The sequence below is a fragment of the Thalassospira australica genome (assembly GCF_044790785.1).
GTDB classification, from domain to species: Bacteria; Pseudomonadota; Alphaproteobacteria; order Rhodospirillales; family Thalassospiraceae; genus Thalassospira; species Thalassospira australica_A.
This window is the reverse complement of sequence record NZ_CP085258.1, coordinates 1,651,807-1,676,480: the sequence shown is the minus strand read 5'-3', so window position 1 is coordinate 1,676,480 and position 24,674 is coordinate 1,651,807. Positions and strand designations below refer to the sequence as shown.

Genomic DNA, 24,674 nt, shown 5'->3' with positions numbered 1-24,674 from the left:
GACTGAGACATTACGTCTTTCAAGATCAAATAAAAGCGGCGTCTTCAGCACCAGAAGACGCCGTTTTTTATTTGGTTCTGTTGGGAAGCTAGCCCCCTACCGACCGCAAACCCGCAAAAAGAAAAAGCGCCACCCGAAGGTGACGCTTTTCCGATAACAAATCGAACCAGATGTCTGGAAACGAATTAACGTTTCGAGAACTGGAAGCTACGACGTGCTTTGGCGCGACCGTATTTTTTACGTTCAACAGCACGGGAGTCACGGGTCAGGAAGCCGCCTGCCTTGAGCGACGGACGCAGTGCCGGCTCGAACAGGGTCAGCGCGCGCGAGATACCGTGACGAACGGCACCGGCCTGACCGGAAAGACCACCACCGGTAACGGTGCAAACGACGTCGAACTGGTCTTTGCGATTGGCAACGCCGAACGGCTGGTTGATCACCATGCGCAGAACCGGACGTGCGAAGTAATCTTCGAATTCGCGGCCATTGACGGTAACTTTACCCGAGCCCGGTTTGATCCAGACGCGTGCAATTGCGTTCTTACGACGACCGGTTGCATAGGAACGGCCCTGTGCGTCGATCTTCGGTTCCGGCAGGGTGCCTTCTGCAGCAGCAGCTTCACCGCCCTGTGCGAGATCCTTGAGATCTTCAAGAGTTTTGGTGTCGGCCATTACTTAGCACTCCGCTTATTCTTGTCGTTCATTGCGGCAAGATCGAGAACTTCCGGCTTCTGTGCATCATGCGGATGCTCGGTACCGGCATAGACGTGCAGCTTGGAAAGAACCTGGCTGCGCAGCGGACCACGGGACATCATACGCTCGACAGCTTTGATGATCACACGTTCCGGATGCTCGCCATTCAGCAGCTTGTCCATGGTGCGTTCTTTGATACCGCCCGGATAACCGGTGTGCCAGTAGAACTTCTTGTTCTGAAGTTTACGGCCGGTCAGTTTGACTTTTTCGGCATTGACGATGACGATGTGATCGCCACAATCCATGTGCGGGGTAAACATCGCTTTGTGTTTACCACGAAGACGGTTGGCAACAACGGCTGCAAGACGGCCGAGTACGACGTCTTCTGCGTCGACTACAAACCATTTGCGCTCGATGTCACTCGGTGTCGCAGTGAAGGTTTTCATAATTTAATACTCGAAAACTGGGTTCCACGGAGGGAATCGCCCCTCGTTGAAAGTCGGCGCAGTATGCCAGCATTAAACAGGAAAGCAATAGGAATATTTCATTTTATTTCAACGACTTAAATCAATAGGTATTATTTTACCACACTGATTTTCAGCATTTTCATACCGGTTTTGGCTCTGCTCCCTTTTCGGGCGGCATCGCATAGGTCCCGATGACATGCGCGCAAAGTGCACCATCAACGACAGATCGGATATGACATTCCGCAATCAGAAGCCGCTTGCCCGCCTTGAGGATTTTCGCCTCCGCCAGCAAATCGCCCGGCTTTGCCCCGGAAAGGAAATGCACGGTCGCCTCGGTCGTCACCGCCAGATCGGCCTTGGGTACCACAAGCCACGCCACCGCATAAAGCGCGATATCGGCCAGCGCAAAGATCGCCGGGCCACAGATCACATTGCCCGGCCGGATGTGGCGTTCATTGAACGGCAAGCGCAACAGGGCACGGTCCCCCGAAAGCTCTTCGGTTCGTACGTTCATATCCCCGACAAACGGGACCTTTTCGCGCATAATGGCGTCGAAATCCGCCAGTGTTATGCCCGTGCGGGGCGGCATGGCTCTCATATCGGGTTCCTCCCTGTCGCCAGCCTTGCACGGATGGCGCTGTTCCCTTTGATCGACAGCCTGACATAACGTTTACGTTAACGTCAATATTTTCAACACAGTTAAAGCGCATCATGGATGTTGGAAAATGATTCAGCCCAAAATGATCGCCAGTTCATGTGCAGCCAGAAGCAATACAGAACAGATCATCACACCGGCAATCAACGTCGCCCCGATAGAGGGCAACCATTTTGCCAAACCGCGACGTGGCCTGGCCTGCACAGCCGGGCGGGGCGTTTGCGATTGTGGCATCGGTGCCATTACAGCTACCCTGCCCCGGGCTTCCTCGTTGCTCAGCCAGCGATAGTGTACTGGTGGCAAATCTGCGATACGCTCGCGTTTTCCGTTCTGCTGTTTTGCCAGATCTGCTTCGCGCGCCTCTTGCCCGATGCGAATGCGCCCGGTCAAAAAGGCAATATGATCTGCCACTTCCTCGGACGAAAAAACATGCTCTGCCGCGATGCGTGTCAGGGCTGATCTGTCCGGCTCCCTGACGCGACCAGCGGCAAAATCCGCAACCTTGAACCCGGCACTATTCTTGTCCCGGTCATTGGCCGGATTTGACTTTGGCGCAATAATAAGGTGCCCAAGATGATCGCTGCTGATCCCCCAGCTTACCGCACTTGCGGGGACAACCTGCGCGCCATCATCCTTGCGCAGACGCTCGCGCGCCCAGTCTATGATCTTTTCCAACTCACCCGCAGATAGTGATGATGACGATGACAGCCGGTTTGCCGGACGGTCCTGCCCACTGCGCAGCTTGTTTTCGAACGCGTCTTTGCCTGCGCCGGGATGCGACGGACGCAACCCGGTCGATGGAATGGCCGGGACCGATGTAATCCCCCGCCCTTGTCCGTCAGATTTGCCGATTCTCATAATCCGGATCTCCGCCCATGTCACTTACAGGAACGAAGACAGCTGCAGTCGTCTTACGACATATATCAAAGGTCACTCAGGCAATTAAAACAACGACTATAAAGGACTATCAGCCGCCTCTTTATCAGGAATCCAATACTTTCGGGAAACCGGCCTACCCCCGAATGATAAGCATCAATTCGTAGTAGACCAGTGCCAGAACCGACAACACCGAAACTGAAGCAATCGCCACCGCCCCAAGGGTCGGCAGATATTTCTCCATCCAGTCACGATTGTCTTTTTTACGTGGGAATGTCCTGCTTATGAAATGCGGACGCACCGGACCGCGCAGAACCACTGTGGGCTTGTCCACTTCATCGTTGGACGCCCAACGATACCGGTTTTCCGGAAGATAAACCGGGTGGCGGTCTTCCTGACCTTTTACGTCACTTTCCATGGCGACTACGGCGCTACCTTCGCCGTCTCCTGCAACAAGGGTTAATGCCACATCCTGGTGGCCTTGCATTGCCCGGCATCCCTTGCCAGCCGATACAAGGACCTTCCCCCTCGTCTTGCGTTCTCCCCGCTATGCAATTCGAAACCCGGACAATAACCGCACATCGTCCGGTCCTCTGCCGCACGTTTCAATGTGCAACAGTTAATAATAAACCCTTATATTTGGGCATGTTTGAGGCAAGATTCAGAAATTGATATTCTATCGACGATTGTTTTTCTTGATTCTAACTGCCAATCAGTTTGCCAAGTTCGGTATAAACCAGCACCAGAATATAGCCAACAGCAATGGCTGCCACCATATAGGCCCCAAGTTTTGGCAGGATTTTATCAAGCACCAATGCGTTTCCGCGTTCCGCCACCTTTTTATCGGCCCTGCGCTGTTTGGCGGATTTCGGGCTGCTCGCGCGTGCAGCGTGCGCCGGAGAGTTGTGAACCGAATTGCGACGCCGGGCTTCTTCCTGACTAAGCCAGTTGCTGCGGTTATCGGGCAAATCAATATTCCCCGATCCGGTTTGGCTTGCGGATTTCAGGTCATCCACACGCCCGGTAATGTCGTTATGCGCATCAAGACTGGTTTTCGCGCCATCGCCAAGGCTGTCAAGATATTCTCGGTATGGGCTGCCTTGCGTATCATGACCCTCCTGCGAAACAGTCTGCGCGGTATTCGGGCCCACAACAACCGGTCGTGCCTGCTGCAGGGCCGCATTGCTGACAAGGAAATGGCGGTTCGGTTTGGGCCGGTCGCCCGGATTGTCATTGCTGCGAATATCGGCCTGCGTCACCGGCCTCACCTTTTTCGGGGCCGCCGGTTTTGGCCCTGCCATGGCTGATCCGGAAATGTCACGCATCACGTCCGTATCAATATTGCCGGCATCCGGGTTATCGGGATCGGCTTCGGGGCGCTTGGGTTGCAGGATTTCCGGCACGTCAAAGCCACGGCTTAACAACCGGGCACGTGCTTCTGCTCGTTGACGTTCCATGTCCCAATCTATGACCTCTTTGCGGTCATAGCGTTTCATTTTCGTCTTGGCGACCGGCGATACCGGTTTTTGCTTTTCGACAATTTGCCTGCTGGTCACAAAACGACCAGGAGCCCGTTGCGGTTTGCGTCTTTCGTCGTTGCTCATTCCCAACCGTCCTCACAAGGGACCGTCACACCGGCATCAACCATTATAATGCTTTTTTGGTTTTCAACAAAACCGGGACGTGAAATTCTACAACGACAATATACTGACGCAAAAGTAAAAAACATGCAGTGCGCGCCATCACAGGGAGGCCGAAATGACCAGCATCTCACCCGACAGCAACACAGATCAAACCGCCATCGTTCTACGCGAGGATACCGGACCGGTTGCAATCGTGACCCTGAATGCTCCGCAAAACCGCAATGCCCTCTCTGGTGCGATGATGACAGCCCTTCACACTGTACTTGATGACATTGCGGCCGATAAATCCGTTCGCTGCGTCATCCTTGCCGCAAACGGTCCGGCCTTTTGCGCCGGTCATGACCTTAAGGAAATGAACGGGATTTCGGCCTGTGACGGTCACGCTGCCCTGTTTTCCCAATGCAGTGCCCTGATGATGCGCATCGTCACCCTGCCCCAGCCGGTGATTGCCCGTGTTCATGCCATGGCGACCGCCGCCGGTTGCCAGTTGGTGGCAAGCTGCGATCTTGCTGTTGCCGGAACATTTGCCAAATTCGCCACACCCGGGGTCAATATCGGCCTGTTCTGCTCGACCCCGATGGTCGCACTCAGCCGCAATGTATCGCGCAAGCATGCAATGCGCATGCTATTGACCGGGGATTCGATTGATGCAGAAACCGCGTGGCAGATGGGATTGATTTCCGATGTGGTCGAAGACGATGACCTGATAGCCACCACCAGCGATCTTGCAAACCGCATCGCCGCCAGATCGGGCATGACCGTCAGGCTTGGCAAGGAAGCGTTTTATCGGCAGCTCGAAATGCCGCTGGCAGACGCCTATGATTATGCATCCGGGGTCATGACCGACAACATGCAAAAACATGACGCCCGCGAAGGCATCGGTGCATTTGTTGAAAAACGCCATCCCGACTGGCGGCATGAATAATCGCCGGTATCGGGCTACTTTGCCCTCGACTTCCAACCGGGGCTGCGGCTTCATAACAGCAGGAAACTTAACTCTGGGAGTATCGTGATGAACCTTGAAATTTGGTTGGCCTTCGTTCTGGCCTGCTCCATCGTGCTGGCCATTCCCGGCCCGACCATCATGCTTGTGGTAAGCTATGCCCTCGGTAAAGGACGCCAGACCGCATGGGCGACCGTACCCGGCGTGGCCCTTGGCGATCTGACGGCGATGACGATTTCGCTGGCCGGCGCCGGTGCCCTGCTGGCCGCATCGGCAAACGCCTTTACCGTACTGAAACTGTGCGGGGCCGCTTACCTGATTTATCTTGGCATCAAGATGTGGCGCGAAAAGCCCGGATCGCTAGAAGATAACCCGGATGCCAAACGCAACCGGCCGTCACGCATGTTCCTGCAGGCCTATATCGTGACGGCCCTCAACCCGAAGGGCATTATATTCTTTATCGCCTTTGTGCCGCAGTTCGTTAATGCATCGATGCCGCTCGTTCCGCAATTCGTCATCATGACCGCAACCTTCGTCTCGCTGGCGGCGGTCAATGTTGCGATCTGGGCGATTATGGCCGGTGCCCTGCGCGAAAAATTCCGCAAACCAACTGCCCTGCGCCGCCTGACGCGTACAGGCGGTGCGGTGATGATCGGTGCCGGTCTCCTGACCGCCCTTACCCGCCGCGCGAGCGCTGCGGCCTGACAAACAGGGTCGATGCGATCTGGCCAAGCCATTCCCGGCCGATCGCATCACGCCCGAACAGACTGATGACTGCAACGAACAACCCGCTCAGCAAAACATTCCATGCCGGGCGCAACGGCCACATGAAGTCAAGATTGGCGGCAAAGACCGCAGAGGGCGGCACACCGGTCGCAAGCCCGTACCACGCATATTCGATCCCTGCCGTTGCCAGCCCGGCCAGAACCGCGATCGATACCAGAACAAGCGGTGATCGCAGCGACCAGTCGCGCGCATGCGCCACGCGATACAGCATCAGGGCAACAAAGAAGCCCGACATCAGGGTCGCTTCGCTGACATCGATTTTGGACTGCATGAAGAAATGAAGTGCCGCAAGAATACCGATGCCATAGCTGATCTTGTGCAAGCGGGTCCAGTTCTTACCAAGCCTGCGCATGGCCGCTTTGGTTGACGTCACGCCTAGAATGACAAGCCCCGTCAGCGCGACAAAGCCGATGGTCAGGTAAATCCGTACCAGAATTTCGTTGGCCACGCGCAGCACATCCCACGACTGGCTCAGCATATATAGCAGCAGATGCATTACCGCATATCCCAATGCTGCCAGACCGACCTGGCGGCGGATTTGCACCAATTTGCTTGCCCGGGTAATCCGACGCAACGGGGTGATCAAAAGCGATATCAGCAACATTCTGATCGCCCAGTCCCCGCTTTCAAGGATCGCTTCCTTGACCGGTATGGTTGCGCCTGCTTCGACAATCACCGGCCAAAGAATGAAACAGCCCGGCACAAGCAGCAGCACAAACACGGTCAGCTTAAAAGCCGAAAACCTGCCAGACGGATCAAGCCATGGAAACATACGGGACACCTTCGGTGTTTGGGGCAATGGGCAACATATCCCTACTCAACCCTGTTTCGTTTGATCCGTCAGTTAAATTTGCCATCAACTTTCTGCGAGCCGCCCGGCATCGCACAATCCGGACATCAGAAGATTGCGGTAAGACATCAGCGTCTTATGTATCATAAAGACATAACGATGCCGCATTGCAAACCAAAGGCAGATCACATGAGCAATTTCAACAATCCCGATGACAATGCCACACAGGCCCTGCTTGAACGCACCCGGACCATCGCGCTGGTCGGTGCCAGCCCCAAACCGGAACGGCCATCGAATGGTGTAATGAAATTCCTTTTGTCACGCGGTTATCACGTGATTCCGGTCAATCCCGGTCAGGCGGGCGGTGAAATCCATGGCCAGAAAGTCGTCGCCACCCTGGCCGACATTACCGAACCGGTCGATATGGTCGATATTTTTCGCAATAGCGAGGATGCCGGTGGCGTGATCGACGAGGCAATTGCCATTGGTGCCAAATCGGTCTGGATGCAGCTTGGCGTGATCAATATCAATGCCGCAACCCGCGCACAGGAAGCCGGGCTGGATGTTGTCATGAACCGTTGCCCGGCAATTGAAATCCCGCGTCTGTTTGCACCGGATTGGAAAGTCGCCTGACCAACCGGATTTTAAACTGCGCCAAAAGAAAAAGGCACTGCCCGTCGCAGTGCCTCCCCTTTTTTTGATCTCGGCTGACTGAAATTCAGCCGCGGGCACACCTGCTCATAAGGTCTGGAACCAGCCCCTGATTGCCGATAAAGTCCGGCTGCACCGCGCTGGTCACCGTATAGGTGGTGGTTTCTTCATCCACCAGCGGATCGTAAAGACCGGCAGTTTCCATCACCAGCGACATAACACCGTCCGACTTGATCCGAAGGGCGGCAAAGCCATTGGCGTATTCGGTACGCGCGCATTCTTTGCCAAGAATCTGGTCAAACTGGGCAACAAGGCCATAGCGCGGATTTTCAATCAGATGATCGCGTTTCGCGACCGCACCGGCAATCAAGCCCGGACGCGGGACATATTTGCCGAACCGGACCTGCGACTGCACGATATAACCATCCGGGAAATAAACCGCGACATCTTCGGCAAGAAGAATACGGTCACCAATCACCTGCCCGGATCGCAAAAGCGCCTTGATCCGTTTGCCGGGAATCTCGCCTGAAAATGCATTGAAACGAAGATATTTGCCGTCACCGCGCTCGGCAGCATAAAACTTTTCAAACGGTACTGGCGGTGTGATATCTGCTGCAGCCCCTGTCCGGGCAAAACTTCCTGCCATTACAACGATGGCCATTGCGCAGATACCGGCACCGCGCAATGAACGGCACAAATTTCTGATCATTTTCCCCCGTCTCTCCCTTTCGCGGCTGGGATATCCCGCAGACAATTAGATGTATTGCATCCGATTTCAACCGTTATTCACACGGGCGATCCTGTATTCGATCAACTATCCATAAAAAACAACGGGGTGACAATATGCCACCCCGTTGCCAAAGATTTGGTAAATGACCGCGAATTAGTCGATCGAGATCGTCACACGACGGTTACGCGGTTCACGAACACCATCCGGAGTCGGGATCAGCAATTCGCTCTCGCCAACAGCTTCGGTCTCAACCTTGTCGGCCGAAACGCCACGGCTGCCCAGTTCGGACAGGGCAGCATCCGCACGACGCTCGGACAGACCCATATTGTAGCTTGCCGGGCCAGACGCATCGGTATGGCCAACGACGGTAACGTTGCTCATGCTCGAAGCCCACTGCTCGGCAGCGGCATCAAGAACACGCTCGGAAACCGGCGTGATCGCGGTGCTGTCAAAGTCGAAGAAGATGGTGAACAGGCGCGGTGCTGCTGCAACCGGCTCCGGCTCTGCTGCTGCCATTTCAGGCTCGGCACGGAGTTCGGTCATCGCGGCTTCGAAATCTTTCCAGCACTGGCTGATCAGATCGGTCTGCCAACCTTCTTCGCTTTCCTCGATCCAGCAATCGTAACGGGCCTGCGCAATTGCGGCAGTGTCCGGTTTTTCTTCACGTTTGCCATCGTCAAGAAGCGCGATCAGTTCATCACGAACAGCGCGTTTCTGTGCAACTTCTTCGGCGTCAAAACGCCAGTTGGCCGGATCTTCCGGAAGGATGGTTTCATTTTCTGCGACTTTACCTGCTTTTTTCGCAAAGAAGTCGGCATCGAAGAAATCGTACCATTCATCAGCTTCACGCTGTGCATAGGCGATATATTCAGCTTTAAGCGCCTTGCCAAATGCGGTGGTCGGCTCGGCACCGGTCACGGCATTGTTGACAGAGCTGCCATAGGTCAGCGGGTTACCACCGTACATGACGGCCGTACCCGAGTTGTCGACACTGCTACACGCGCTAAGAAGGGCGATGCCCCCGATAGCACAAACAAAAGACGGACGAAGCTGCATGTTTTTGCCCCTATAGTTCAGGTTGTTATTCAGTAACCTACAATATCACCAATGATGGTCATATTATGTCGCAAAACGCACTAAAACACGAAAAGTTCCATGGCATTACCGTCACTTGGGTATCATGGGCTTCTTTTCAAGATCAATTAAACCTGCGATGCTGACATACCATACACTAGTATGGATACCAAAGACCACAACCTATGTTAGCTGAATATTCAAGGATAGCGAATATTCAGGGCTAGAACAAAAGAGGGAAAAATGATCGGGACCGAAATCGATACGATTGCAGAAATGTTCAAAGCTTTTGCACTTGGCTTTGGCATGGATATTGTCGGTGCAATTCTCATCCTTATTGTCGGTTGGTGGGTTGCAGGACGTGCATCCGCACTTGTTCGACATGCACTGCGCAATGCCAAATTTGTCGATTCGACACTTAAACCGCTTGCTGCAAGCATTGTCCGCTACACCGTTCTGATTTTTGTCCTGATCGCCGTTCTGTCAAACTTCGGCGTACAGACAGCCAGCATCATCGCAGTCCTCGGTGCCGCCGGTCTGGCCATCGGTTTGGCTCTGCAGGGCACATTGTCCAATATTGCCGCCGGTGTAATGATTCTGGTCCTGCGTCCGTTAAAGGTGGACGAATTCGTCGAAGCCGGTTCGGTTTCGGGCACAGTGGTTGAAATCACCTTGTTCACCACCCTGTTTAAAACCGCAGACGGGGTGTTTATTTCGGCGCCGAATTCGCAAATCTGGAACAGCGCGATCAAAAACTATTCGCGCAACCCGACCCGCCGTCTGGATATCAAGGTCGGCATTTCCTACGATGATGATGTCGATGCCGCTCTCGATTTCCTGAAAAATCTGGTCGCAAGCGACCCGCGCGTCCTCAAGGACCCGGAACCCATGAGCTTCGTCGCCACCCTTGGTGAAAGCTCGGTCGACCTGACAGCGCGCGGCTGGACCAACACCCCCGACTTCTGGGCAACTTTCTGGGACCTCAGCCGTCGTTCGAAAACCGAACTTGAAGCTGCGGGTTTCTCGATTCCCTTCCCGCAGCGCGACCTGCATATCAAGGAAGGCGCTGAAACGGCCTCGACCGCTGCACCAGCCAAATCCACATCAGCCAAATCCACACCGGCGAAAGCTGGACCGGCGAAAAAGCCTGCCACGCGCAGCACGGCGGCAAAACCGGCAACCAAATCAACAACAGCCAAAAAACCTGCTACCAGCAAACCGACACCGACCAAAAGCTGATTTGTCATAAAAATTTGATCTGCCAAAGGCGGTCCTTTTCGGGCCGCCTTTTTTCGGGCCTATTCCCTGTTTTGTCACATGCATCTTGATCCATTTTCCGGCGTAGTAGCCCGCTGTTACCCCCCGCCCCCTGCGATGGTCTATAGTTTCACGATCACAACACACGGGAGGATAAAATAATGTCAGCGAAAAAAATCCTGATGCTGGTCGGCGACTATGCCGAAGACTATGAAACCATGGTGCCATTCCAGACCCTGCTTGCTGTCGGTCATTCGGTGGATGCCGTCTGCCCGGATAAAAAAGCCGGCGATACGGTTGCCACCGCGATTCACGATTTTGAAGGCGACCAGACTTACAGCGAAAAACGCGGCCACAATTTTGCGCTGAATGCCGATTTCGCGAAAGCCCGGGTCGAGGATTACGACGCCCTTCTGATCCCTGGCGGTCGTGCGCCCGAATATCTGCGCCTGAACGAGGATGTCATTCGTCTGGTGCGTGACTTCAACGATGCCGACAAACCGATTGCAGCCGTCTGTCACGGCGCACAAATACTGGCTGCTGCCGACATCATCAAGGACCGTCGCGTATCGGCCTACCCGGCCTGCGCCCCCGAAGTTCGCCTTGCCGGTGGCACTTATGCCGAAATCGCGATTGATGACGCCTGCATCGACGGTAATCTCGTTACCGCCCCGGCATGGCCCGCCCATCCGAAATGGCTGGCCGGTTTCCTGACCCTGCTCGGTACGGAAATCAGCCACTAGAACAATCGGCAATTGCCTTTCCGGACCAGATGCCGGACCATGAACCTGTAACCGGCCACCGGCGTTATATCGCCGGTGGCACAAACAGGAGAGGTCGTCATCATGTGTCAGATCTATTCCGGCACCGATCCCGAACTTTATCAATCCGTCAGCCGCTCGCTTCGCATCAATGGCCTGGTCACCAGTGTCCGCCTTGAACAGCGCTTCTGGCAGATCCTTGATGAAATCGCCGCCGGCGAAGGTTTCAGCACCCCGCAATTTCTGGGCAGACTGCATGACGAGGTCGTCAGCCAGCGCGGCGATATTCCCAATTTCGCATCGCTTCTGCGCGTGGTCTGTACCGTCTATCTCGAACATCAGGCCGGTATTGCGGTTACGCCGGAAACGACAAAACCCGCCAGACGTCTGGCGGGCTGATCAGGTTCTTCGGTGTTGCTGCCGGTCAGTTCAGCCAGGACGAAATTTCTCGTGTGCTGAAACCGCCACTGGGCTGCGTTGACGGAACGCTTGGCCGTCTCAGGGTCGGTTGCTGCGGTCGGATGATCGCATTTCGGCTTTGCAAACCGGCAGCAGCACCATAATCCAGCGATGAACCACCAAACCAGTTTTTCGATGTTTCCTGCATTCCGGTGCCGGTTTTCGCCCGTGCCTTGCTTTCGTATATCCAGCGCAGTTCCTGCTTCAAAGTCTGATATTCCGGCGTATCCGGGGCAGAATTGACTTCTTTGACAATCTGCAACTTGACCATCTGCGGGAATTTATCAAGCCGTTCAAGCAGCATGAATTTGACACTGGGCCGCACCGCATCGGACCGGATCAGCTTCATGACCAGACGGCGATAGATATCAATCCGCAGATTGCCATGTGATGCCAGTTCAATGAATTCCTCGACAAACTCGCGCGCTGCCATCTTCCCATCCAGAAGCGCGCGCAAATTGCCCGCCATCGCCCGGCGATAGGCTTCGCGAATTTCAACGACATGATTGGTCGCACGGTTGCGCACCAGCTGGAACGCTTCGGGGCTGAACGCATTGCGCGACAAAAGCTTTGCGCAATCGGCAACCAGTTCATGCTTTGTCGCATCCGATACGACTTCAAAAACCCCGGTAATCAGTTCCTTGCACTTGGCATGCGGCCCCATGCGGATGGCTGCGGCCAATGCCATCGGGCTTTCCGGGTCCTTGGTCGCAATCACCGCCAGCGCCAGCGGATCGTCATACTGCATCAAGGCCAGATCATTGCTCAGCAGATGTTCCGGCATCAAAAGGCGCTGCTGTTCCCCCGCCCCGGTAACCGTAAGCGGTTCTCCACTGCGATAATGATCCTTGATGGAAAGAGCATATTTCAGCCCGTCATAGGAGATCCCGAGATCCTTGCGCATCCCGTTTATTCTCCCTTCGGCCCCTGGGGTCGATCATCCGGCAGACGGCGTGTACGACCGGACTTTTCAGGACTGCGTGACGACGCGGTACTTGTCGTACCCGCAGCAGCACGGCCACGCGGCCCGGACGGCTGAAGCTCGTTGAAGAAATCGATATACCAGTCCATATCCGTCGATGCCATGGCATAACGACCGCCCGCAGCCGGACGCTCGATGCTGTCTTCGGGGATTGCGGCACTCATCTGAAGGACAACCGCCGACGGGGCGCTCATGCCTGCACGCCAGGCCAGTGCCGTAATCGCGCGCGCACTTCCCGAATCAAGGATTTTGGAAACGATTGCGGCAGGCATCTGCGCATAATGCGCCAGGCTCTGAACCACCATCGCGTCTTCGTTACGCGATAGTGCATCAAGAATGTAATGATCGATGGTCACCGGCTCGGCAACACCACCCTGCTCGCCAGCCTCATCATGCATCGCATCGTCAAGATCGCGTTCGGACGGGGCCTGTGCCATACGGTTTGGAATACGGTTTTCGAGCTTTGCCTTCTCAATGCGCTGACGTACCGACTGGCGCATGGCGCGCGCCACTTCGGCGCGCATGCGGCCACGTTCAACCAGGGTATCAAACAGTGACGCCAGAATGAAATGTGCGATACGGCGCTGCGCCTGACGCGAAATCTTGTTACGGCCATCAGCCATTTCGTCACGTGGCGTCTTGCTGGTGGCTTCTTTCTTGCTGCCGAATTTCGGGGTCAGGGCAACCACATTGCGCGGCGCGTCATCCGATGAAAGCAAGCGGTTCAGCAATCCGCCCTTTTCCTTTTCCGAACGATCCCGGGCAAGACGCGCCTGTGCTGCGGCTTCCTGTTCGGCTTCAAGCTTTTCGGCTGCGGTCTGAACGAATTCACCCCGCCCACGCAGAATATCAAGGAAGTCGGCATCGCTTAAAAGTTCGACATATTCGCCAAGCGACACCCGGCCAATCGCCGCAATATCCTGACGCAGGCGCATTGCAGCCTGACGGGTCATATAAGGTGTATGGCTCAGTTCCTGCTCGATCAGGGCAATGACCTGCGGGCGATAACAATCGGCCATATTGCCAATTGCCGTCACGAACTCCTCGACCATATCAAGGCGCTCGGACGGGCTAAGCTCGCTCAGATGGCGCCGCAGGCGGCGTGCAACATCCATGCGGACGTCGCTGTCAAAATCCGGTCGGCTATCTTCATCTTCGTCATCTTCGGCAAGATCGGCCGACAGGCGCGCGGCATAATCGATACCGCTTTCGGCTGTCAGGTCATCAGAATCTTTTTTGCGCGGAATTCGGTTGGCCCGCGAATTTGCCTGCTCGGCTGCACCAAATTCATCTGGCGCTATGCTGCGAACCGTTTCCGCCAGATCACGAAGTTTGGCCGCCGACTTGTCATCAAGCGCACCGTCATCCTTCGATTTCTGCCGATTGAACATCCAGTTCAGCATTATCGCAGTAATTCCCCTGTCCCCTGCCTTACGGCATATCGGCGTCAACCCCTTGCAACACCGACGTTTTTTATCTGGTCTTGGATTGCTTATAGCAAAGCAATCCAACCCAAACAACAATACAAGAGCCAAAAAACTTTTAAACTCATGGTCATGGCCGCTTCCTGCAAATTACCAAGAATACGGACCAGAACACTCTGTACTATTATGGCAAACACTCAAAAAAACATTAACAATACAGCCGGATAGCGCGTGAACAGCACATCATCACAAAAAAACGGGCGACAATATGCCGCCCGTCTCATGTCATCATACAGTGATTGGTCAATCCTTTGACGACAACCACGCAATCCGCAGGATATTGGTCGCACCGGGTGTGCCGAACGGTACACCGGCGGTGATCACCAGCGCATCGCCTGTTGTCGCAAATTCTTCACGCTTGGCAACTTCACAGGCAATACCAACCATCTCGGCAAAATTGGTCGCATCACGGGTAAACACCGCATGCACGCCCCAGCACAGCGTCATGCGACGTGCCGTCTGGATTTTCGGTGTCAGCCCCAGAATCGGAACTTCCGGGCGTTCACGCGCCGCACGAAGCGACGTCGACCCCGACGTGGTATAGGTCACAACCGCCTTGGCACCAATCGTACCGGCCACCTGACGGGCTGCCGCACTGATGGCGTCGGGGGAATTGTGCTCGGGATCGGGGCGATTGGCATCGCGCATACGATAATAAAGCTCGTCCTGCTCAACCCGGATCATGATCCGGTCCATGATGCTGACGGTTTCAATCGGATATTTTCCGACCGCACTTTCGGCCGACAGCATTACCGCATCGGCACCGTCATAAATGGCGGTCGCAACGTCGGATGCTTCGGCACGGGTCGGTGCCGGATTGGTCACCATCGAGTCAAGCATCTGGGTCGCGACAATCACCGGCTTGCCCGCCTCGCGGCAGGCCTTGATGATGCGTTTCTGCAAAATCGGCACATCTTCCGGCGGGCATTCGACGCCAAGATCGCCACGGGCGACCATGATGATGTCCGAAAGGGCGACGATTTCATCAAGATGTTCAATCGCCTGCGGTTTTTCGAGTTTCGAGACAATTGCCGCACGACCATTGATGATCTTGCGTGCCTCGGCAACGTCTTCGGGACGCTGCACAAAGGACAGTGCGACGAAATCAACGCCCATCTCCAGACCGTAATCCAGATCGATGCGATCCTTCTCGGTCAGGGGGGACATCGGCAGCATCACGTCGGGCAGGTTAACGCCCTTGCGGTTTGACAGCGGCCCGCCGGTAATGACGGTACATTCGGCCGACTTGCTATCGCATTTTTCCACCCGCATGCGCAGCTTGCCATCGTCAAGCAACAGGTTCGCCCCTGGCTTGAGTGCGGCAAAAACTTCGGGATGCGGCAATGAAACGCGGGTCGTATCGCCCGGCTTTTTATCCATATCGAAACGGAATGTCGCACCGGCTTCGAGTTCGATCTTTTCGTCGGCAAAAGTACCGCACCTGATCTTCGGGCCCTGCAGATCCATCAGCACGCCAATCGGACGGCCAAGCTTGGCCTCGACTTCGCGGATTGTTTCAAAACGCGCCTGATGCTCCGCATGCTCACCATGCGAGAAATTCAGCCGGAATACATCCACACCCGCCTTGACGATCTTTTCCAGAGTTTCCGGATGCGAGCTCGCTGGCCCCAGGGTTGCGATGATCTTCGCCTTACGTTGACGGCGCATCGGCTATTACCTCTTGTTTTTTGGTTTCCATTGGGTCCCTTCGCTTCGGCCATGTTTTCCCGGCGAGGCGTCGAGACGTCCTGATCTTTTTCTGGGGGTAACCCCTTAATAGTCAATCGAACCCTGTTTGAACAGGGGCTTTTCGCCAAATGCCTTTACAAAAATGTGATTTTTCACTGGACAATTACAAGCCGTCACTTCTTTAAAGAAGCAGCGCAGCATCGAATGCCCTGCCCGTCTGCCTGCAAGACCGGTGCATTTGCAAGCCGCGCCACATGTACAAATCGGGGACCGGCAAAATGAGCAAATGGCACCATCGTTTCCTGGGACTGGCATCCCATATTGCCGAATGGTCAAAGGACCGCAGCACCCAGGTCGGTGCCGTTGTGATCGGCCCGAAAAAGGAAATCCGTGCCGTTGGCTATAACGGCTTTCCGCGCGGTGTCGATGACAATATCGAAAGCCGCCATCAACGCCCCGAAAAATATGCCTACACCGAACATGCCGAACGCAATGCGATCTATAACGCCAGCTACACAGGCACGTCGCTTGACGGCTGCGCACTGTATGTGACGCATTTCCCCTGCTGCGATTGCGCACGGGCGATCATTCAGGCCGGCATCGCCGAGGTTTTTGTCGACAAAAACAAACTGACCCCTGATTTTCTGGAACGCTGGCAACAGGATATGGCCATCTCGACCGAAATGTTTGGCGAGGCCGGCGTCGCGGTTCAGGTCATTGATAACGAAGGCACGACAGAGCCGCTTGCCGAAACAATTCCGGATCATTCATAAGACCCCTTTTATTTTTTCCGGTGCGCCCAATATACGGTGCTCCGTGGTATTACGCGCATGAACAAAAAGAACATAATCGTCGTTTGTTCAATGTCTGCACAAGGTTACGCGTCAGTATTTGTCAGATTTTGTTGCCGACAGATGACCGCTTTGGCCTTGCTGCTTCTCAGACAAAGGTATAAGCATTTAGGACCACGGTAGTACGATCATCACGCAGAAAAGGCCCTGACCGCAAACAAGGACCGGGATCGTGACGACGCACAGGATAGAAGGCCGGATGAGCGCAAAGATCGATTTCAGTAAAATCAGTTTTCTGGTCGTCGACGGCGACAAGATTTCGGCCCAGGTAGTTTTCGATACACTTTCGTATCTTGGTGCGACAGCCGTTCAGCGTGTCCGATCCCCGAACGATGCGTTCGAGATTTTGCGAACCCAGCAAATTGATATCATCGTCACCGAATGGCGCCTGCGCGGGATGGATGGCCTTGAATTCCTTGATGTTCTGAGGAATTCGGTCAATTCGCCCAACCGCTTCATTCCGGTGATCATGTTGACGGCACATTCGGAAACACGTTATGTGACAACCGCCCGTGACCTCGGCATTACAGAATTTCTTGCCAAACCGTTCAATGCCAAGGCACTTTATAGTCGGCTGGTATCGGTCATTACCCGTCCACGGCATTTTGTGAATACCGGTTCCTATTTCGGCCCGGATCGCCGCCGCAGACAGGTTGATTTTGATGGGCCCGACAGACGGAGCCCGGATGACGAATGACCCACTATGATTGGGGGACCGGAGCAATCGTGACGCCCGAAAAGAAAAAGAAAAAAGCCCAGATCATTCCGCCTCAGACCGATCTGAAGCGGCGTGCGGTCAATTTCGTCAAGGGCTTTGACATCAATCTGTCGCCCGAACAGCTCGAAGAGCTCGAAAAAGTCGTTCAGCGCAGCAACGAGACTTTCGTTCGCGATATCGGCAAGGAACTGGCCGATTGCCGGAACATTGTAGTCGATGCTGTCAGCAACAATTCAAAGGCACCAACCGCGCTGGAAAACAGCGCCGACCTCGCCTATTCGGTCAAGGCTCTTGGCGGCACGTTCCAGTATCCGCTGATGACGCAGATCGCAAAATCGCTTGAAATCTTTGTTGCCGACCGAACCACCGCCAATATGAAGCAGCTTCTGGTGATCCAGCTCCATATTGATTCTCTGTACGTTATTCTCGCAAGCCGCGTCACCGGGTTCGGAACAACCGTTGAACAGGCAACCGTTGCCGCCCTGACCAAGCTTGCCGAACGTTACGAACTGCCGCGCGAATAACGGGTTTTCCCTGTGCGGCAGTCAACATCCCCGATCACAGCGCATCCATATTGCAGTTCACGGCCGATAATGGTGCAATTTTGCCGGGATGACATCTCTTGGCCGCAAGGGCCTGCCCGACACGGGTATCAATCCGTTCCAGACGCTGGCTGATATCAGGCAAACGGTCTGTCATCCAACGCCGCACATTGTCACTGTCGCCGGTTAATGCCGCATTCTGCCCGCTCCAAAGCAGCACAAGACTGCGCAGCATCCTGAGGTCGCATAGCATTATGTCGTCTGCCTGGTCTGTAGACGGCACCTCTCCTGCCGCCTTGGCAGAAGCAAGACGGGCTGCCAAACCAGAATCAATATCGTCAAGCACGGCAAGGATCGTATCGGTCATGCAGCGTCCCCGCTTTCGGTTGTCCCGTTTCAGGGCCCCGCCCTGTTTTGAATCATCCCAAAGTTTTACATCTGCTAACGCGTTTGCACTTTGATCAGCATCAAACCGGCAAAGATACGCTTCTGCCATGACCGAAAGGATATATTTTGCACGCCTAAAAACGCGCCATGGTATCGACATTCAAAAAAGTGGCAAAACCGGTTAAAAAAGGTCTTGCGCCCCCACGGACCTGCTGTTAGAAACCGCGCCACACACCAAGCGGGTGTAGCTCAGTTGGTTAGAGCGCCGGCCTGTCACGCCGGAGGCCGCGGGTTCAAGTCCCGTCACTCGCGCCACTTTCCACCCAATGGAAAGTACAAAAAAGACGCCACGGTTTACCGCTGGCGTTTTTTTGTTTCTGCCCCCGGATCATCATCACCATGCAGGTGCTCGACCGGTAACGCCCTCCCGCTTTTCCGTCATTGATCCCGTCGCAAAATCACGTATCGCACGAACAAAACATCGCCGGATGCGCATCACGGCACCCTGTTTTCAAGGGCTTTGTCTCCCCGCCGCCAATCCCCGGTATAGCGGGTTCATTTTTTTGAAAAAAAGCCCTTGCCAGACCGAACCACCCCTTATATAAACCGCGCCACACCAAGCGGGTGTAGCTCAGTTGGTTAGAGCGCCGGCCTGTCACGCCGGAGGCCGCGGGTTCAAGTCCCGTCACTCGCGCCACTCTTTTTAAAGAGTACGGAAAGTCGCTTTCATAGTGGCTTTTTTTATGCCGGAAATCAGAGCCCCTTCTCATCTCCCCCATTCCCGATCCGATCATTACAACCGATACGCGAACAGGCAAGATACCACACAATATCTTGCGTGCTTTTTAGGCATTCCTGACCGTCTGGTCATTGATTAATCGTATAATTTATGCTTCGCTCTGCATGTTCTAGTCGAAGATCACGCAGGTCGCCCCACTTAGAATGGCCCGTGATCCAACAAGCAACAAAACGGGAGGCGCAAAATGCGCAAACTGATCGCAGGGCTGGTTCTGGGAACCGCACTGGCTACCATCCCAATGGCAGCACAGGCCGAAACACCGAAAAACGCACTTGTCATGGCTTTTGCCATTGACGACATCATCACACTCGATCCGGCACAGATTTTTGAATTTTCGGGTGCCGAATATGCCGGCAACACATATGACCGCCTGATTGGCTTCGATAATGACGATGTATCGAAAATCCATGGCGTGATCGCCGAAAGCTGGGAAGTCTCCGAAGACGGCCTGACCTTTACCTTCAAGATTCGCGACGGCATCAAATTCGCATCGGGCAATGACCTGACCGCCGAAGACGCTGCCTTTTCGCTGCAACGCGTCGTCCTTCTTGATCAATCCCCGGCCTTCATTCTTGGCCAGTTCGGCTTTACCCCCGATAATGTCAAGGAGAAGATTCGCGCGACCGACGAAAGCACGCTGGTCATGGAGGTCGACCAGCCCTATGCGCCAAGCTTCGTGCTCTATTGCCTGACCGCCGGCGTTGGCGCTGTTGTCGACAAGAAAGAAGTGCTTGCCCATGAAAAGGACGGCGACCTTGGTCATGAATGGCTGAAAACCAACTATGCCGGTTCCGGCCCGTTCGCTCTGAACAAATGGAGCCCGGGCGAAAGCCTCAGCCTGACGGCGAACGAGGAATACTGGGACGGCGCACCAGCGATGAAGCGCGTCATCATCCGCAACGTCAAGGAGGCCGCGTCACAGCAATTGCTGCTGGAAAAGGGCGATATCGATATCGCGCGTAACCTCGAAGCCGATCAGCTCGCCTCGGTTAAGGATGACGAAAACATCAAGCTTCTGTCCAAAGGCAAAGGCGCACTCTGGTATCTTGGCCTGTCGCAGAAAAACGAATTCCTCTCGAAACCCGAAGTTCGCGAGGCCCTGAAATATCTGGTCGACTATGAGGGCATCACCGAAACCATCATGGCCGGTCGCGCACAAATCCATCAGGCATTCCTGCCCGAAGGTTTCCTTGGCGCCTATAACGAGAACCCCTATTCGCTTGACGTCGAAAAGGCGAAATCCATCCTTGCAGAAGCAGGACTGGAAGACGGCTTCAAGGTGACCATGGATACACGTAACACCACCGCCATCATGGCGATGGCACAGTCGATCCAGGCGACCTGGGCACAGGCCGGTATCAATCTGGAAATCATTCCGGGTGACGGTGGCCAGACCCTGACCAAATACCGCGCCCGTCAGCACGATATCTATATCGGCCGCTGGGGCCCGGATTATCAGGACCCGCACACCAATGCTTCCACTTTCGCGTGGAACCCGGACAATTCCGACGATGCATCTGCCAAACCGCTGGCATGGCGCAACTCTTGGGATGCAGGTCCTTTGACAGCCGAAACCGATGCCGCGACCCTTGAACGCGACGATGCAAAACGTGCCGCAATGTATATGGACCTTCAGAAGAAGGTTCTTGAAAACGGCCCGTTTGTGATCATGTTCCAGGAAACCGAAATCGCCGCGATGCGGGACAATGTGAACAATCTCGTCCTCGGTCCGTCGTTCGATAACAACTATTATCGTTTTGTCACCAAGGACTAGGGAGGCAACGGTCGAATGACCGCAGCTACGCGAAAATCACGGGACGGGCGCACGCGCGCCCGTCTCTTTTCCCGCACGGGCGGAAGCCTTGTGCGTATTCTTTTCTCGCTCGCCATAACCTTTTTCGGACTTTTGCTGGTCACCTTCCTGATCGGACGTGTACTGCCGATCGATCCGGTTCTGGCTGCCGTTGGCGATCATGCATCGCAAAGCACCTATGACCGTGCCCGCGAGGAAATGGGACTGAACCTGCCTTTATGGCAACAGTTCTTTGTCTATATCGGCAACGTCCTGCAAGGCGACTTTGGTCGATCCGTGCTCACCGCCAACCCGGTCCTCGAAGACATCAAACGCGTCTTCCCGGCAACCCTGGAACTGGCAACCCTTGCCACCATCATCGGTGTTTTCCTTGGGGTTCCCGCCGGTGTTTTTGCCGCAATCAACAAAGGCAAATGGCCCGATCATATCGTACGCATCATCGGACTTGCCGGATATTCGATGCCGATCTTCTGGCTGGGTCTGATGGGGCTTCTGGTGTTTTACCTGAAACTCGACTGGGTCGCGGGTCCGGGACGACTTGATTCGTTTTATATCGACTTCATCGAACCGACCACCGGCCTGATGCTGATCGATACCCTGATCGAAGGTGATATGGACCTGTTCTGGAATGCGGTTTCGCACATTATTCTGCCCGCCTCGATCCTGGCCTATTTCTCGCTGGCCTATATCGCGCGCATGACGCGCTCTTTCATGCTCGAACAGCTCAGTCAGGAATACATCCTGACCGCACGGGTCAAGGGCATCTCGGAAACCCGGATCATCTGGCGTCACGCCCTTGGCAATGTGATGGTGCCGCTGGTTACCGTGATTGCGCTGTCCTATGCCAACCTTCTAGAAGGATCGGTTCTGACCGAAATCATCTTTGCCTGGCCGGGACTGGGGCTTTACATCACCAATTCGCTGCTCAAGGCCGACATGAATGCGGTTCTGGGCGGTACCGTCGTCGTGGGTGCGGTGTTCATCGGGGTCAATATGCTGTCCGATGTGCTCTATCGCCTGCTTGACCCGCGCGCACGGAGATAGGTCACCATGAATATCTCAAGCAACACTGCAAAACCCGGCCTGAAACAATGGCTGACATCCGACACCCCGCAATCACGCTGGCAGGCAAAATGCGGCCGGGCGTGGCTGGGTTGGCTTAAATTCACTGAAAACAGGCTCGCCATGATCGGCCTGTCGATCGTACTGGCCCTGATCCTCGTCACCATCTTTGCCCCGCTTCTGGCCCCCTATGATCCGCTGGCCGCGGACCTTGCCAACCGCATCAAATCACCAAGTGCCGAACACTGGTTTGGTACGGACCAGTTGGGCCGCGATATCCTGTCGCGCCTGATTTACGGCGCGCAATATACCCTGATGATCGTTGCCCTTGTGGTGATTACCGCGGCCCCCGTCGGGCTTCTGGTCGGCACAGCCGCCGGGTTCTTTGGCGGCTGGATTGATGCAACACTGATGCGCATCACCGATATCTTTCTGGCTTTTCCCAAATTGATCCTGGCCCTGGCATTTGTTTCTGCCATCGGTCCGGGGATCGAAAATGCGGTTCTGGCCATCGCACTGACCGCGTGGCCGCCCTATGCCCGCATTGCGCGCGCCGAAACCATCACGGTCCGTAAATCCGACTATATCGAAGCTGCCCGTTTGCAGGGTGTCTCGAATATGGGCCTGATCCTGGGCCATATTACCCCGATGTGCATAAGCTCGCTTGTGGTCCGCGTCACCCTTGATATGGCCGGCATGATCCTGATTGCAGCGGGTCTTGGCTTCCTTGGCCTTGGTGCACAGCCGCCGATGCCCGAATGGGGGGCGATGGTGTCCGAAGGCCGCCAGTTCCTTCTGGAACAATGGTGGGTATCGACCGTGCCGGGCCTTGCGATCTTTATCGTCAGCCTTGGCTTCAACCTGCTGGGCGATGGCCTGCGCGATGTTCTTGATCCACGTGGGGGTGACTGATCATGACGAACGAACCCCTTCTGTCTGTCAAAAACCTCGCCATTACCTTTTCCACCTCCAAGGGGCCGGTCCATGCCGTGCGTGGTGTGTCGTTCGATCTAGGCCGGGAACGGCTGGGGATTGTCGGCGAATCCGGTTCGGGCAAATCCCAGACCGGGCGCGCCATTCTGGGTCTGACGGCGGCGAACGGCAAAATCACCGCCGATCAGATGCAGTTCCATGATCTGGACCTGCGCAACCTGTCCAAACGCGATTGGCGCAAGGTCCGCGGTGCGCGTATTTCCATGATCATGCAGGACCCGAAATATTCGCTAAACCCTGTCATGACCATCGGTGACCAGATCATCGAGGCCTACCGCGAACATCACAAGGTCAACGCGCAAGAAGCCAAACGCCGCGCCCTTGATATGCTGGTGGCGGTCAAAATCCGCGATCCCGAACGCGTATTCAAATCCTACCCGCACGAAGTATCGGGCGGGATGGGCCAACGCGTCATGATCGCCATGATGCTGATCCCCGATCCGGAAATCCTGATTGCCGATGAACCGACATCGGCCCTTGATGTCACGGTACAGCTTCAGGTGATGGCGATTCTTGATGATCTGGTGCGTGAACGCGGCATGGCGCTGGTTTTTATCAGCCACGACCTGCATCTGGTCTCAAGCTTCTGCGACCGGGTTCTGGTGATGTATCAGGGCCATGTCGTCGAAGAAATCCGCGCATCCGAACTGGATCAGGCCAAACACCCCTATACGCAGGGCCTTCTGAACTGCCTGCCGAAAATGGATGGCAATCACGACGAACTCCCCATCCTGAGCCGCGAAGCCAGCTGGGCGGAGGCCTGAGACAAAATGACTGCCATGATTGAAATCACCAAACTCAATGCCTGGTTTGACGACAACCACGTGCTCAAGGATGTCGATATTTCGGTCCCGGCCAACGGATCGTTCGGTCTGGTGGGCGAGTCCGGATCGGGCAAATCTACCGTCCTTCGAACCATCACCGGTCTTGTCGATGACTGGGAAGGCAACATTGTCGTCAACAACAAGGAACTAACCCAAAAGCGCGACAAGACATTTTACCGTCTGGCGCAAATGGTCTTTCAGGACCCGTTCGGATCCCTTCACCCGCGTCACACCATCGACCGCATCCTGACCGAGCCGGTCAATATTCACGGGCTTGGCAATTCCGATGCCCGCGTGGTCGAGGCGCTTAAACAGGTCGGGCTCGATAATTCCTTCCGCTTCCGCTACCCCCATCAGCTTTCCGGCGGGCAGCGCCAGCGTGTCGCGATTGCCCGCGCGCTCATTCTCGAACCGAAAATCCTGCTGCTCGATGAACCGACATCGGCACTTGATGTCTCGATCCAGGCCGAAGTGCTCAACCTGCTGACCCGGTTGCGCAATGATCTGGGGCTTACCTATATCATGGTCAGTCACGATCTCGCCGTGGTCGCCCATATGTGCGACGATATCGCGATCATGAACCACGGTCGCATCGTCGAACGCGCCACCGCCACCGAGCTTGCCGAAGGCAAACTGGAAAACCCCTATTCACAGCAGCTTTTCAGGGCCGCCGGGGGATATGACCGTGCCATCATCGACAGCTTCGTGGATTGGGACTAGTCGCGCAAAGCCACAAGAACAAGGGA

Annotated in this window: 27 protein-coding genes and 2 tRNA genes; 16 read left to right on the top strand and 13 right to left on the bottom strand. The window is 55.2% G+C overall.

The annotated features are described in order from the left end of the window. Positions 1-185 precede the first annotated feature (185 nt). The 6 genes from rpsI to LG297_RS08020 form a co-directional block, all read right to left on the bottom strand. Entirely contained in the window at positions 186-671 is a 486-nt protein-coding gene (rpsI, locus tag LG297_RS08045) for a 30S ribosomal protein S9 (RefSeq protein WP_007091635.1), read from the bottom strand. After that, positions 671-1,138, bottom strand: a complete 468-nt coding sequence (gene rplM, locus LG297_RS08040) for a 50S ribosomal protein L13 (RefSeq protein ID WP_007091636.1) — start codon at positions 1,136-1,138, stop codon at positions 671-673. The genes rpsI and rplM overlap by 1 nt, the downstream gene beginning before the upstream one ends. 160 nt (positions 1,139-1,298) lie before the next feature. Then, positions 1,299-1,757, bottom strand: a complete 459-nt coding sequence (locus LG297_RS08035) for a PaaI family thioesterase (RefSeq protein ID WP_404426401.1) — start codon at positions 1,755-1,757, stop codon at positions 1,299-1,301. A 132-nt stretch (positions 1,758-1,889) separates the two neighbouring features. Beyond that, entirely contained in the window at positions 1,890-2,672 is a 783-nt protein-coding gene (locus LG297_RS08030; protein ID WP_404426400.1) for a hypothetical protein, read from the bottom strand. Positions 2,673-2,826: 154 nt separating this feature from the next. Beyond that, positions 2,827-3,177 carry a hypothetical protein gene (locus tag LG297_RS08025; RefSeq protein WP_404426399.1) on the bottom strand — a complete coding sequence of 117 codons (351 nt, stop codon included), beginning with the start codon at positions 3,175-3,177 and terminating at the stop codon, positions 2,827-2,829. A 214-nt stretch (positions 3,178-3,391) separates the two neighbouring features. Next, entirely contained in the window at positions 3,392-4,294 is a 903-nt protein-coding gene (locus LG297_RS08020; RefSeq protein ID WP_404426398.1) for a hypothetical protein, read from the bottom strand. Positions 4,295-4,448: 154 nt separating this feature from the next. Between LG297_RS08020 and LG297_RS08015 the strand changes: the two genes are divergently transcribed. Then, positions 4,449-5,258, top strand: a complete 810-nt coding sequence (locus tag LG297_RS08015; RefSeq protein ID WP_404426397.1) for an enoyl-CoA hydratase — start codon at positions 4,449-4,451, stop codon at positions 5,256-5,258. Between the two features lie 87 nt (positions 5,259-5,345). Further along, positions 5,346-5,981 (top strand): LysE family translocator, encoded by a 636-nt coding sequence (locus LG297_RS08010; protein WP_404426396.1) that lies wholly within the window; start codon positions 5,346-5,348, stop codon positions 5,979-5,981. On the opposite strand, the gene LG297_RS08005 is transcribed toward LG297_RS08010, so the two are convergent. Beyond that, positions 5,953-6,834, bottom strand: coding sequence for a sulfite oxidase heme-binding subunit YedZ (locus tag LG297_RS08005; protein WP_404426395.1), 882 nt, complete (start codon positions 6,832-6,834; stop codon positions 5,953-5,955). The genes LG297_RS08010 and LG297_RS08005 overlap by 29 nt on opposite strands. 207 nt (positions 6,835-7,041) lie before the next feature. On the opposite strand from LG297_RS08005, the gene LG297_RS08000 reads away from it, so the two are divergent. After that, positions 7,042-7,485, top strand: coding sequence for a CoA-binding protein (locus LG297_RS08000; RefSeq protein WP_404426394.1), 444 nt, complete (start codon positions 7,042-7,044; stop codon positions 7,483-7,485). Positions 7,486-7,570: 85 nt separating this feature from the next. On the opposite strand, the gene LG297_RS07995 is transcribed toward LG297_RS08000, so the two are convergent. Then, a complete protein-coding gene (locus LG297_RS07995) occupies positions 7,571-8,212 on the bottom strand; it encodes a hypothetical protein (RefSeq protein ID WP_404426393.1) in 642 nt (213 codons plus the stop codon). A 174-nt stretch (positions 8,213-8,386) separates the two neighbouring features. Then, entirely contained in the window at positions 8,387-9,289 is a 903-nt protein-coding gene (locus LG297_RS07990) for an OmpA family protein (protein ID WP_404426392.1), read from the bottom strand. Between the two features lie 261 nt (positions 9,290-9,550). Here LG297_RS07990 and LG297_RS07985 point away from each other — a divergent pair, with 261 nt between their 5' ends. The 3 genes from LG297_RS07985 to LG297_RS07975 all read left to right on the top strand — a co-directional run bounded on the left by LG297_RS07985 (position 9,551) and on the right by LG297_RS07975 (position 11,724). Then, a complete protein-coding gene (locus LG297_RS07985; protein ID WP_404426391.1) occupies positions 9,551-10,546 on the top strand; it encodes a mechanosensitive ion channel domain-containing protein in 996 nt (331 codons plus the stop codon). A 179-nt stretch (positions 10,547-10,725) separates the two neighbouring features. Beyond that, complete coding sequence (locus LG297_RS07980) at positions 10,726-11,307, top strand: DJ-1/PfpI family protein (RefSeq protein WP_404426390.1); 582 nt, start codon at positions 10,726-10,728, stop codon at positions 11,305-11,307. A 102-nt stretch (positions 11,308-11,409) separates the two neighbouring features. Then, the gene (locus LG297_RS07975) at positions 11,410-11,724 is read left to right on the top strand and encodes a ribbon-helix-helix domain-containing protein (protein WP_404426389.1); all 315 of its coding nucleotides are present in this window, start codon (positions 11,410-11,412) and stop codon (positions 11,722-11,724) included. 25 nt (positions 11,725-11,749) lie between these two features. Here LG297_RS07975 and LG297_RS07970 read toward each other — a convergent pair whose 3' ends face one another. The 3 genes from LG297_RS07970 to pyk form a co-directional block, all read right to left on the bottom strand. Beyond that, positions 11,750-12,688: a hypothetical protein gene (locus LG297_RS07970; protein WP_404426388.1), complete on the bottom strand. Its 939-nt coding sequence runs from the start codon at positions 12,686-12,688 to the stop codon at positions 11,750-11,752. A 5-nt stretch (positions 12,689-12,693) separates the two neighbouring features. Continuing rightward, a complete protein-coding gene (locus LG297_RS07965) occupies positions 12,694-14,169 on the bottom strand; it encodes a DUF2336 domain-containing protein (protein WP_404426387.1) in 1,476 nt (491 codons plus the stop codon). 324 nt (positions 14,170-14,493) lie between these two features. Then, complete coding sequence (gene pyk / locus LG297_RS07960) at positions 14,494-15,918, bottom strand: pyruvate kinase (protein WP_404426386.1); 1,425 nt, start codon at positions 15,916-15,918, stop codon at positions 14,494-14,496. A 299-nt stretch (positions 15,919-16,217) separates the two neighbouring features. Between pyk and LG297_RS07955 the strand changes: the two genes are divergently transcribed. The 3 genes from LG297_RS07955 (at position 16,218) to LG297_RS07945 (ending at position 18,032) form a co-directional block, all read left to right on the top strand. Continuing rightward, positions 16,218-16,712 (top strand): deoxycytidylate deaminase, encoded by a 495-nt coding sequence (locus LG297_RS07955; protein ID WP_404426385.1) that lies wholly within the window; start codon positions 16,218-16,220, stop codon positions 16,710-16,712. A 277-nt stretch (positions 16,713-16,989) separates the two neighbouring features. Next, positions 16,990-17,487 (top strand): response regulator, encoded by a 498-nt coding sequence (locus LG297_RS07950; RefSeq protein ID WP_404426384.1) that lies wholly within the window; start codon positions 16,990-16,992, stop codon positions 17,485-17,487. Continuing rightward, the gene (locus LG297_RS07945; protein WP_404426383.1) at positions 17,484-18,032 is read left to right on the top strand and encodes a transcriptional regulator; all 549 of its coding nucleotides are present in this window, start codon (positions 17,484-17,486) and stop codon (positions 18,030-18,032) included. The genes LG297_RS07950 and LG297_RS07945 overlap by 4 nt, the downstream gene beginning before the upstream one ends. A gap of 34 nt (positions 18,033-18,066) precedes the next feature. Here the strand turns inward: LG297_RS07945 and LG297_RS07940 are convergent, their stop codons facing one another. Continuing rightward, entirely contained in the window at positions 18,067-18,417 is a 351-nt protein-coding gene (locus LG297_RS07940) for a hypothetical protein (RefSeq protein ID WP_404426382.1), read from the bottom strand. 258 nt (positions 18,418-18,675) lie between these two features. Between LG297_RS07940 and LG297_RS07935 the strand changes: the two genes are divergently transcribed. The 7 genes from LG297_RS07935 to LG297_RS07905 all read left to right on the top strand — a co-directional run bounded on the left by LG297_RS07935 (position 18,676) and on the right by LG297_RS07905 (position 24,648). Continuing rightward, positions 18,676-18,752 (top strand) — tRNA-Asp (locus LG297_RS07935). Between the two features lie 305 nt (positions 18,753-19,057). Further along, positions 19,058-19,134: transfer RNA gene (locus LG297_RS07930), tRNA-Asp, on the top strand. 286 nt (positions 19,135-19,420) lie between these two features. Beyond that, a complete protein-coding gene (locus tag LG297_RS07925; RefSeq protein ID WP_404426381.1) occupies positions 19,421-21,010 on the top strand; it encodes an ABC transporter substrate-binding protein in 1,590 nt (529 codons plus the stop codon). Between the two features lie 15 nt (positions 21,011-21,025). Then, positions 21,026-22,093, top strand: a complete 1,068-nt coding sequence (locus LG297_RS07920; protein ID WP_404426380.1) for an ABC transporter permease — start codon at positions 21,026-21,028, stop codon at positions 22,091-22,093. Between the two features lie 6 nt (positions 22,094-22,099). After that, positions 22,100-23,023 carry a nickel transporter permease gene (gene nikC, locus LG297_RS07915; RefSeq protein ID WP_404426379.1) on the top strand — a complete coding sequence of 308 codons (924 nt, stop codon included), beginning with the start codon at positions 22,100-22,102 and terminating at the stop codon, positions 23,021-23,023. A gap of 2 nt (positions 23,024-23,025) precedes the next feature. Then, positions 23,026-23,868: an ABC transporter ATP-binding protein gene (locus tag LG297_RS07910; protein ID WP_404426378.1), complete on the top strand. Its 843-nt coding sequence runs from the start codon at positions 23,026-23,028 to the stop codon at positions 23,866-23,868. A 15-nt stretch (positions 23,869-23,883) separates the two neighbouring features. Beyond that, positions 23,884-24,648: an ABC transporter ATP-binding protein gene (locus tag LG297_RS07905; RefSeq protein WP_404426935.1), complete on the top strand. Its 765-nt coding sequence runs from the start codon at positions 23,884-23,886 to the stop codon at positions 24,646-24,648. Positions 24,649-24,674: the final 26 nt, after the last annotated feature.

Bases quoted from the DNA above. Each gene is read 5' to 3' on its own strand.
- rpsI (WP_007091635.1), bottom strand. From the start codon at position 671: ATGGCCGACACCAAAACTCTTGAAGATCTCAAGGATCTCGCACAGGGC.
- rplM (WP_007091636.1), bottom strand. From the start codon at position 1,138: ATGAAAACCTTCACTGCGACACCGAGTGACATCGAGCGCAAATGGTTT.
- LG297_RS08035 (WP_404426401.1), bottom strand. From the start codon at position 1,757: ATGAGAGCCATGCCGCCCCGCACGGGCATAACACTGGCGGATTTCGAC.
- LG297_RS08030 (WP_404426400.1), bottom strand. From the start codon at position 2,672: ATGAGAATCGGCAAATCTGACGGACAAGGGCGGGGGATTACATCGGTC.
- LG297_RS08025 (WP_404426399.1), bottom strand. From the start codon at position 3,177: ATGCAAGGCCACCAGGATGTGGCATTAACCCTTGTTGCAGGAGACGGC.
- LG297_RS08020 (WP_404426398.1), bottom strand. From the start codon at position 4,294: ATGAGCAACGACGAAAGACGCAAACCGCAACGGGCTCCTGGTCGTTTT.
- LG297_RS08015 (WP_404426397.1), top strand. From the start codon at position 4,449: ATGACCAGCATCTCACCCGACAGCAACACAGATCAAACCGCCATCGTT.
- LG297_RS08010 (WP_404426396.1), top strand. From the start codon at position 5,346: ATGAACCTTGAAATTTGGTTGGCCTTCGTTCTGGCCTGCTCCATCGTG.
- LG297_RS08005 (WP_404426395.1), bottom strand. From the start codon at position 6,834: ATGTTTCCATGGCTTGATCCGTCTGGCAGGTTTTCGGCTTTTAAGCTG.
- LG297_RS08000 (WP_404426394.1), top strand. From the start codon at position 7,042: ATGAGCAATTTCAACAATCCCGATGACAATGCCACACAGGCCCTGCTT.
- LG297_RS07995 (WP_404426393.1), bottom strand. From the start codon at position 8,212: ATGATCAGAAATTTGTGCCGTTCATTGCGCGGTGCCGGTATCTGCGCA.
- LG297_RS07990 (WP_404426392.1), bottom strand. From the start codon at position 9,289: ATGCAGCTTCGTCCGTCTTTTGTTTGTGCTATCGGGGGCATCGCCCTT.
- LG297_RS07985 (WP_404426391.1), top strand. From the start codon at position 9,551: ATGATCGGGACCGAAATCGATACGATTGCAGAAATGTTCAAAGCTTTT.
- LG297_RS07980 (WP_404426390.1), top strand. From the start codon at position 10,726: ATGTCAGCGAAAAAAATCCTGATGCTGGTCGGCGACTATGCCGAAGAC.
- LG297_RS07975 (WP_404426389.1), top strand. From the start codon at position 11,410: ATGTGTCAGATCTATTCCGGCACCGATCCCGAACTTTATCAATCCGTC.
- LG297_RS07970 (WP_404426388.1), bottom strand. From the start codon at position 12,688: ATGCGCAAGGATCTCGGGATCTCCTATGACGGGCTGAAATATGCTCTT.
- LG297_RS07965 (WP_404426387.1), bottom strand. From the start codon at position 14,169: ATGCTGAACTGGATGTTCAATCGGCAGAAATCGAAGGATGACGGTGCG.
- pyk (WP_404426386.1), bottom strand. From the start codon at position 15,918: ATGCGCCGTCAACGTAAGGCGAAGATCATCGCAACCCTGGGGCCAGCG.
- LG297_RS07955 (WP_404426385.1), top strand. From the start codon at position 16,218: ATGAGCAAATGGCACCATCGTTTCCTGGGACTGGCATCCCATATTGCC.
- LG297_RS07950 (WP_404426384.1), top strand. From the start codon at position 16,990: ATGAGCGCAAAGATCGATTTCAGTAAAATCAGTTTTCTGGTCGTCGAC.
- LG297_RS07945 (WP_404426383.1), top strand. From the start codon at position 17,484: ATGACCCACTATGATTGGGGGACCGGAGCAATCGTGACGCCCGAAAAG.
- LG297_RS07940 (WP_404426382.1), bottom strand. From the start codon at position 18,417: ATGACCGATACGATCCTTGCCGTGCTTGACGATATTGATTCTGGTTTG.
- LG297_RS07925 (WP_404426381.1), top strand. From the start codon at position 19,421: ATGCGCAAACTGATCGCAGGGCTGGTTCTGGGAACCGCACTGGCTACC.
- LG297_RS07920 (WP_404426380.1), top strand. From the start codon at position 21,026: ATGACCGCAGCTACGCGAAAATCACGGGACGGGCGCACGCGCGCCCGT.
- nikC (WP_404426379.1), top strand. From the start codon at position 22,100: ATGAATATCTCAAGCAACACTGCAAAACCCGGCCTGAAACAATGGCTG.
- LG297_RS07910 (WP_404426378.1), top strand. From the start codon at position 23,026: ATGACGAACGAACCCCTTCTGTCTGTCAAAAACCTCGCCATTACCTTT.
- LG297_RS07905 (WP_404426935.1), top strand. From the start codon at position 23,884: ATGATTGAAATCACCAAACTCAATGCCTGGTTTGACGACAACCACGTG.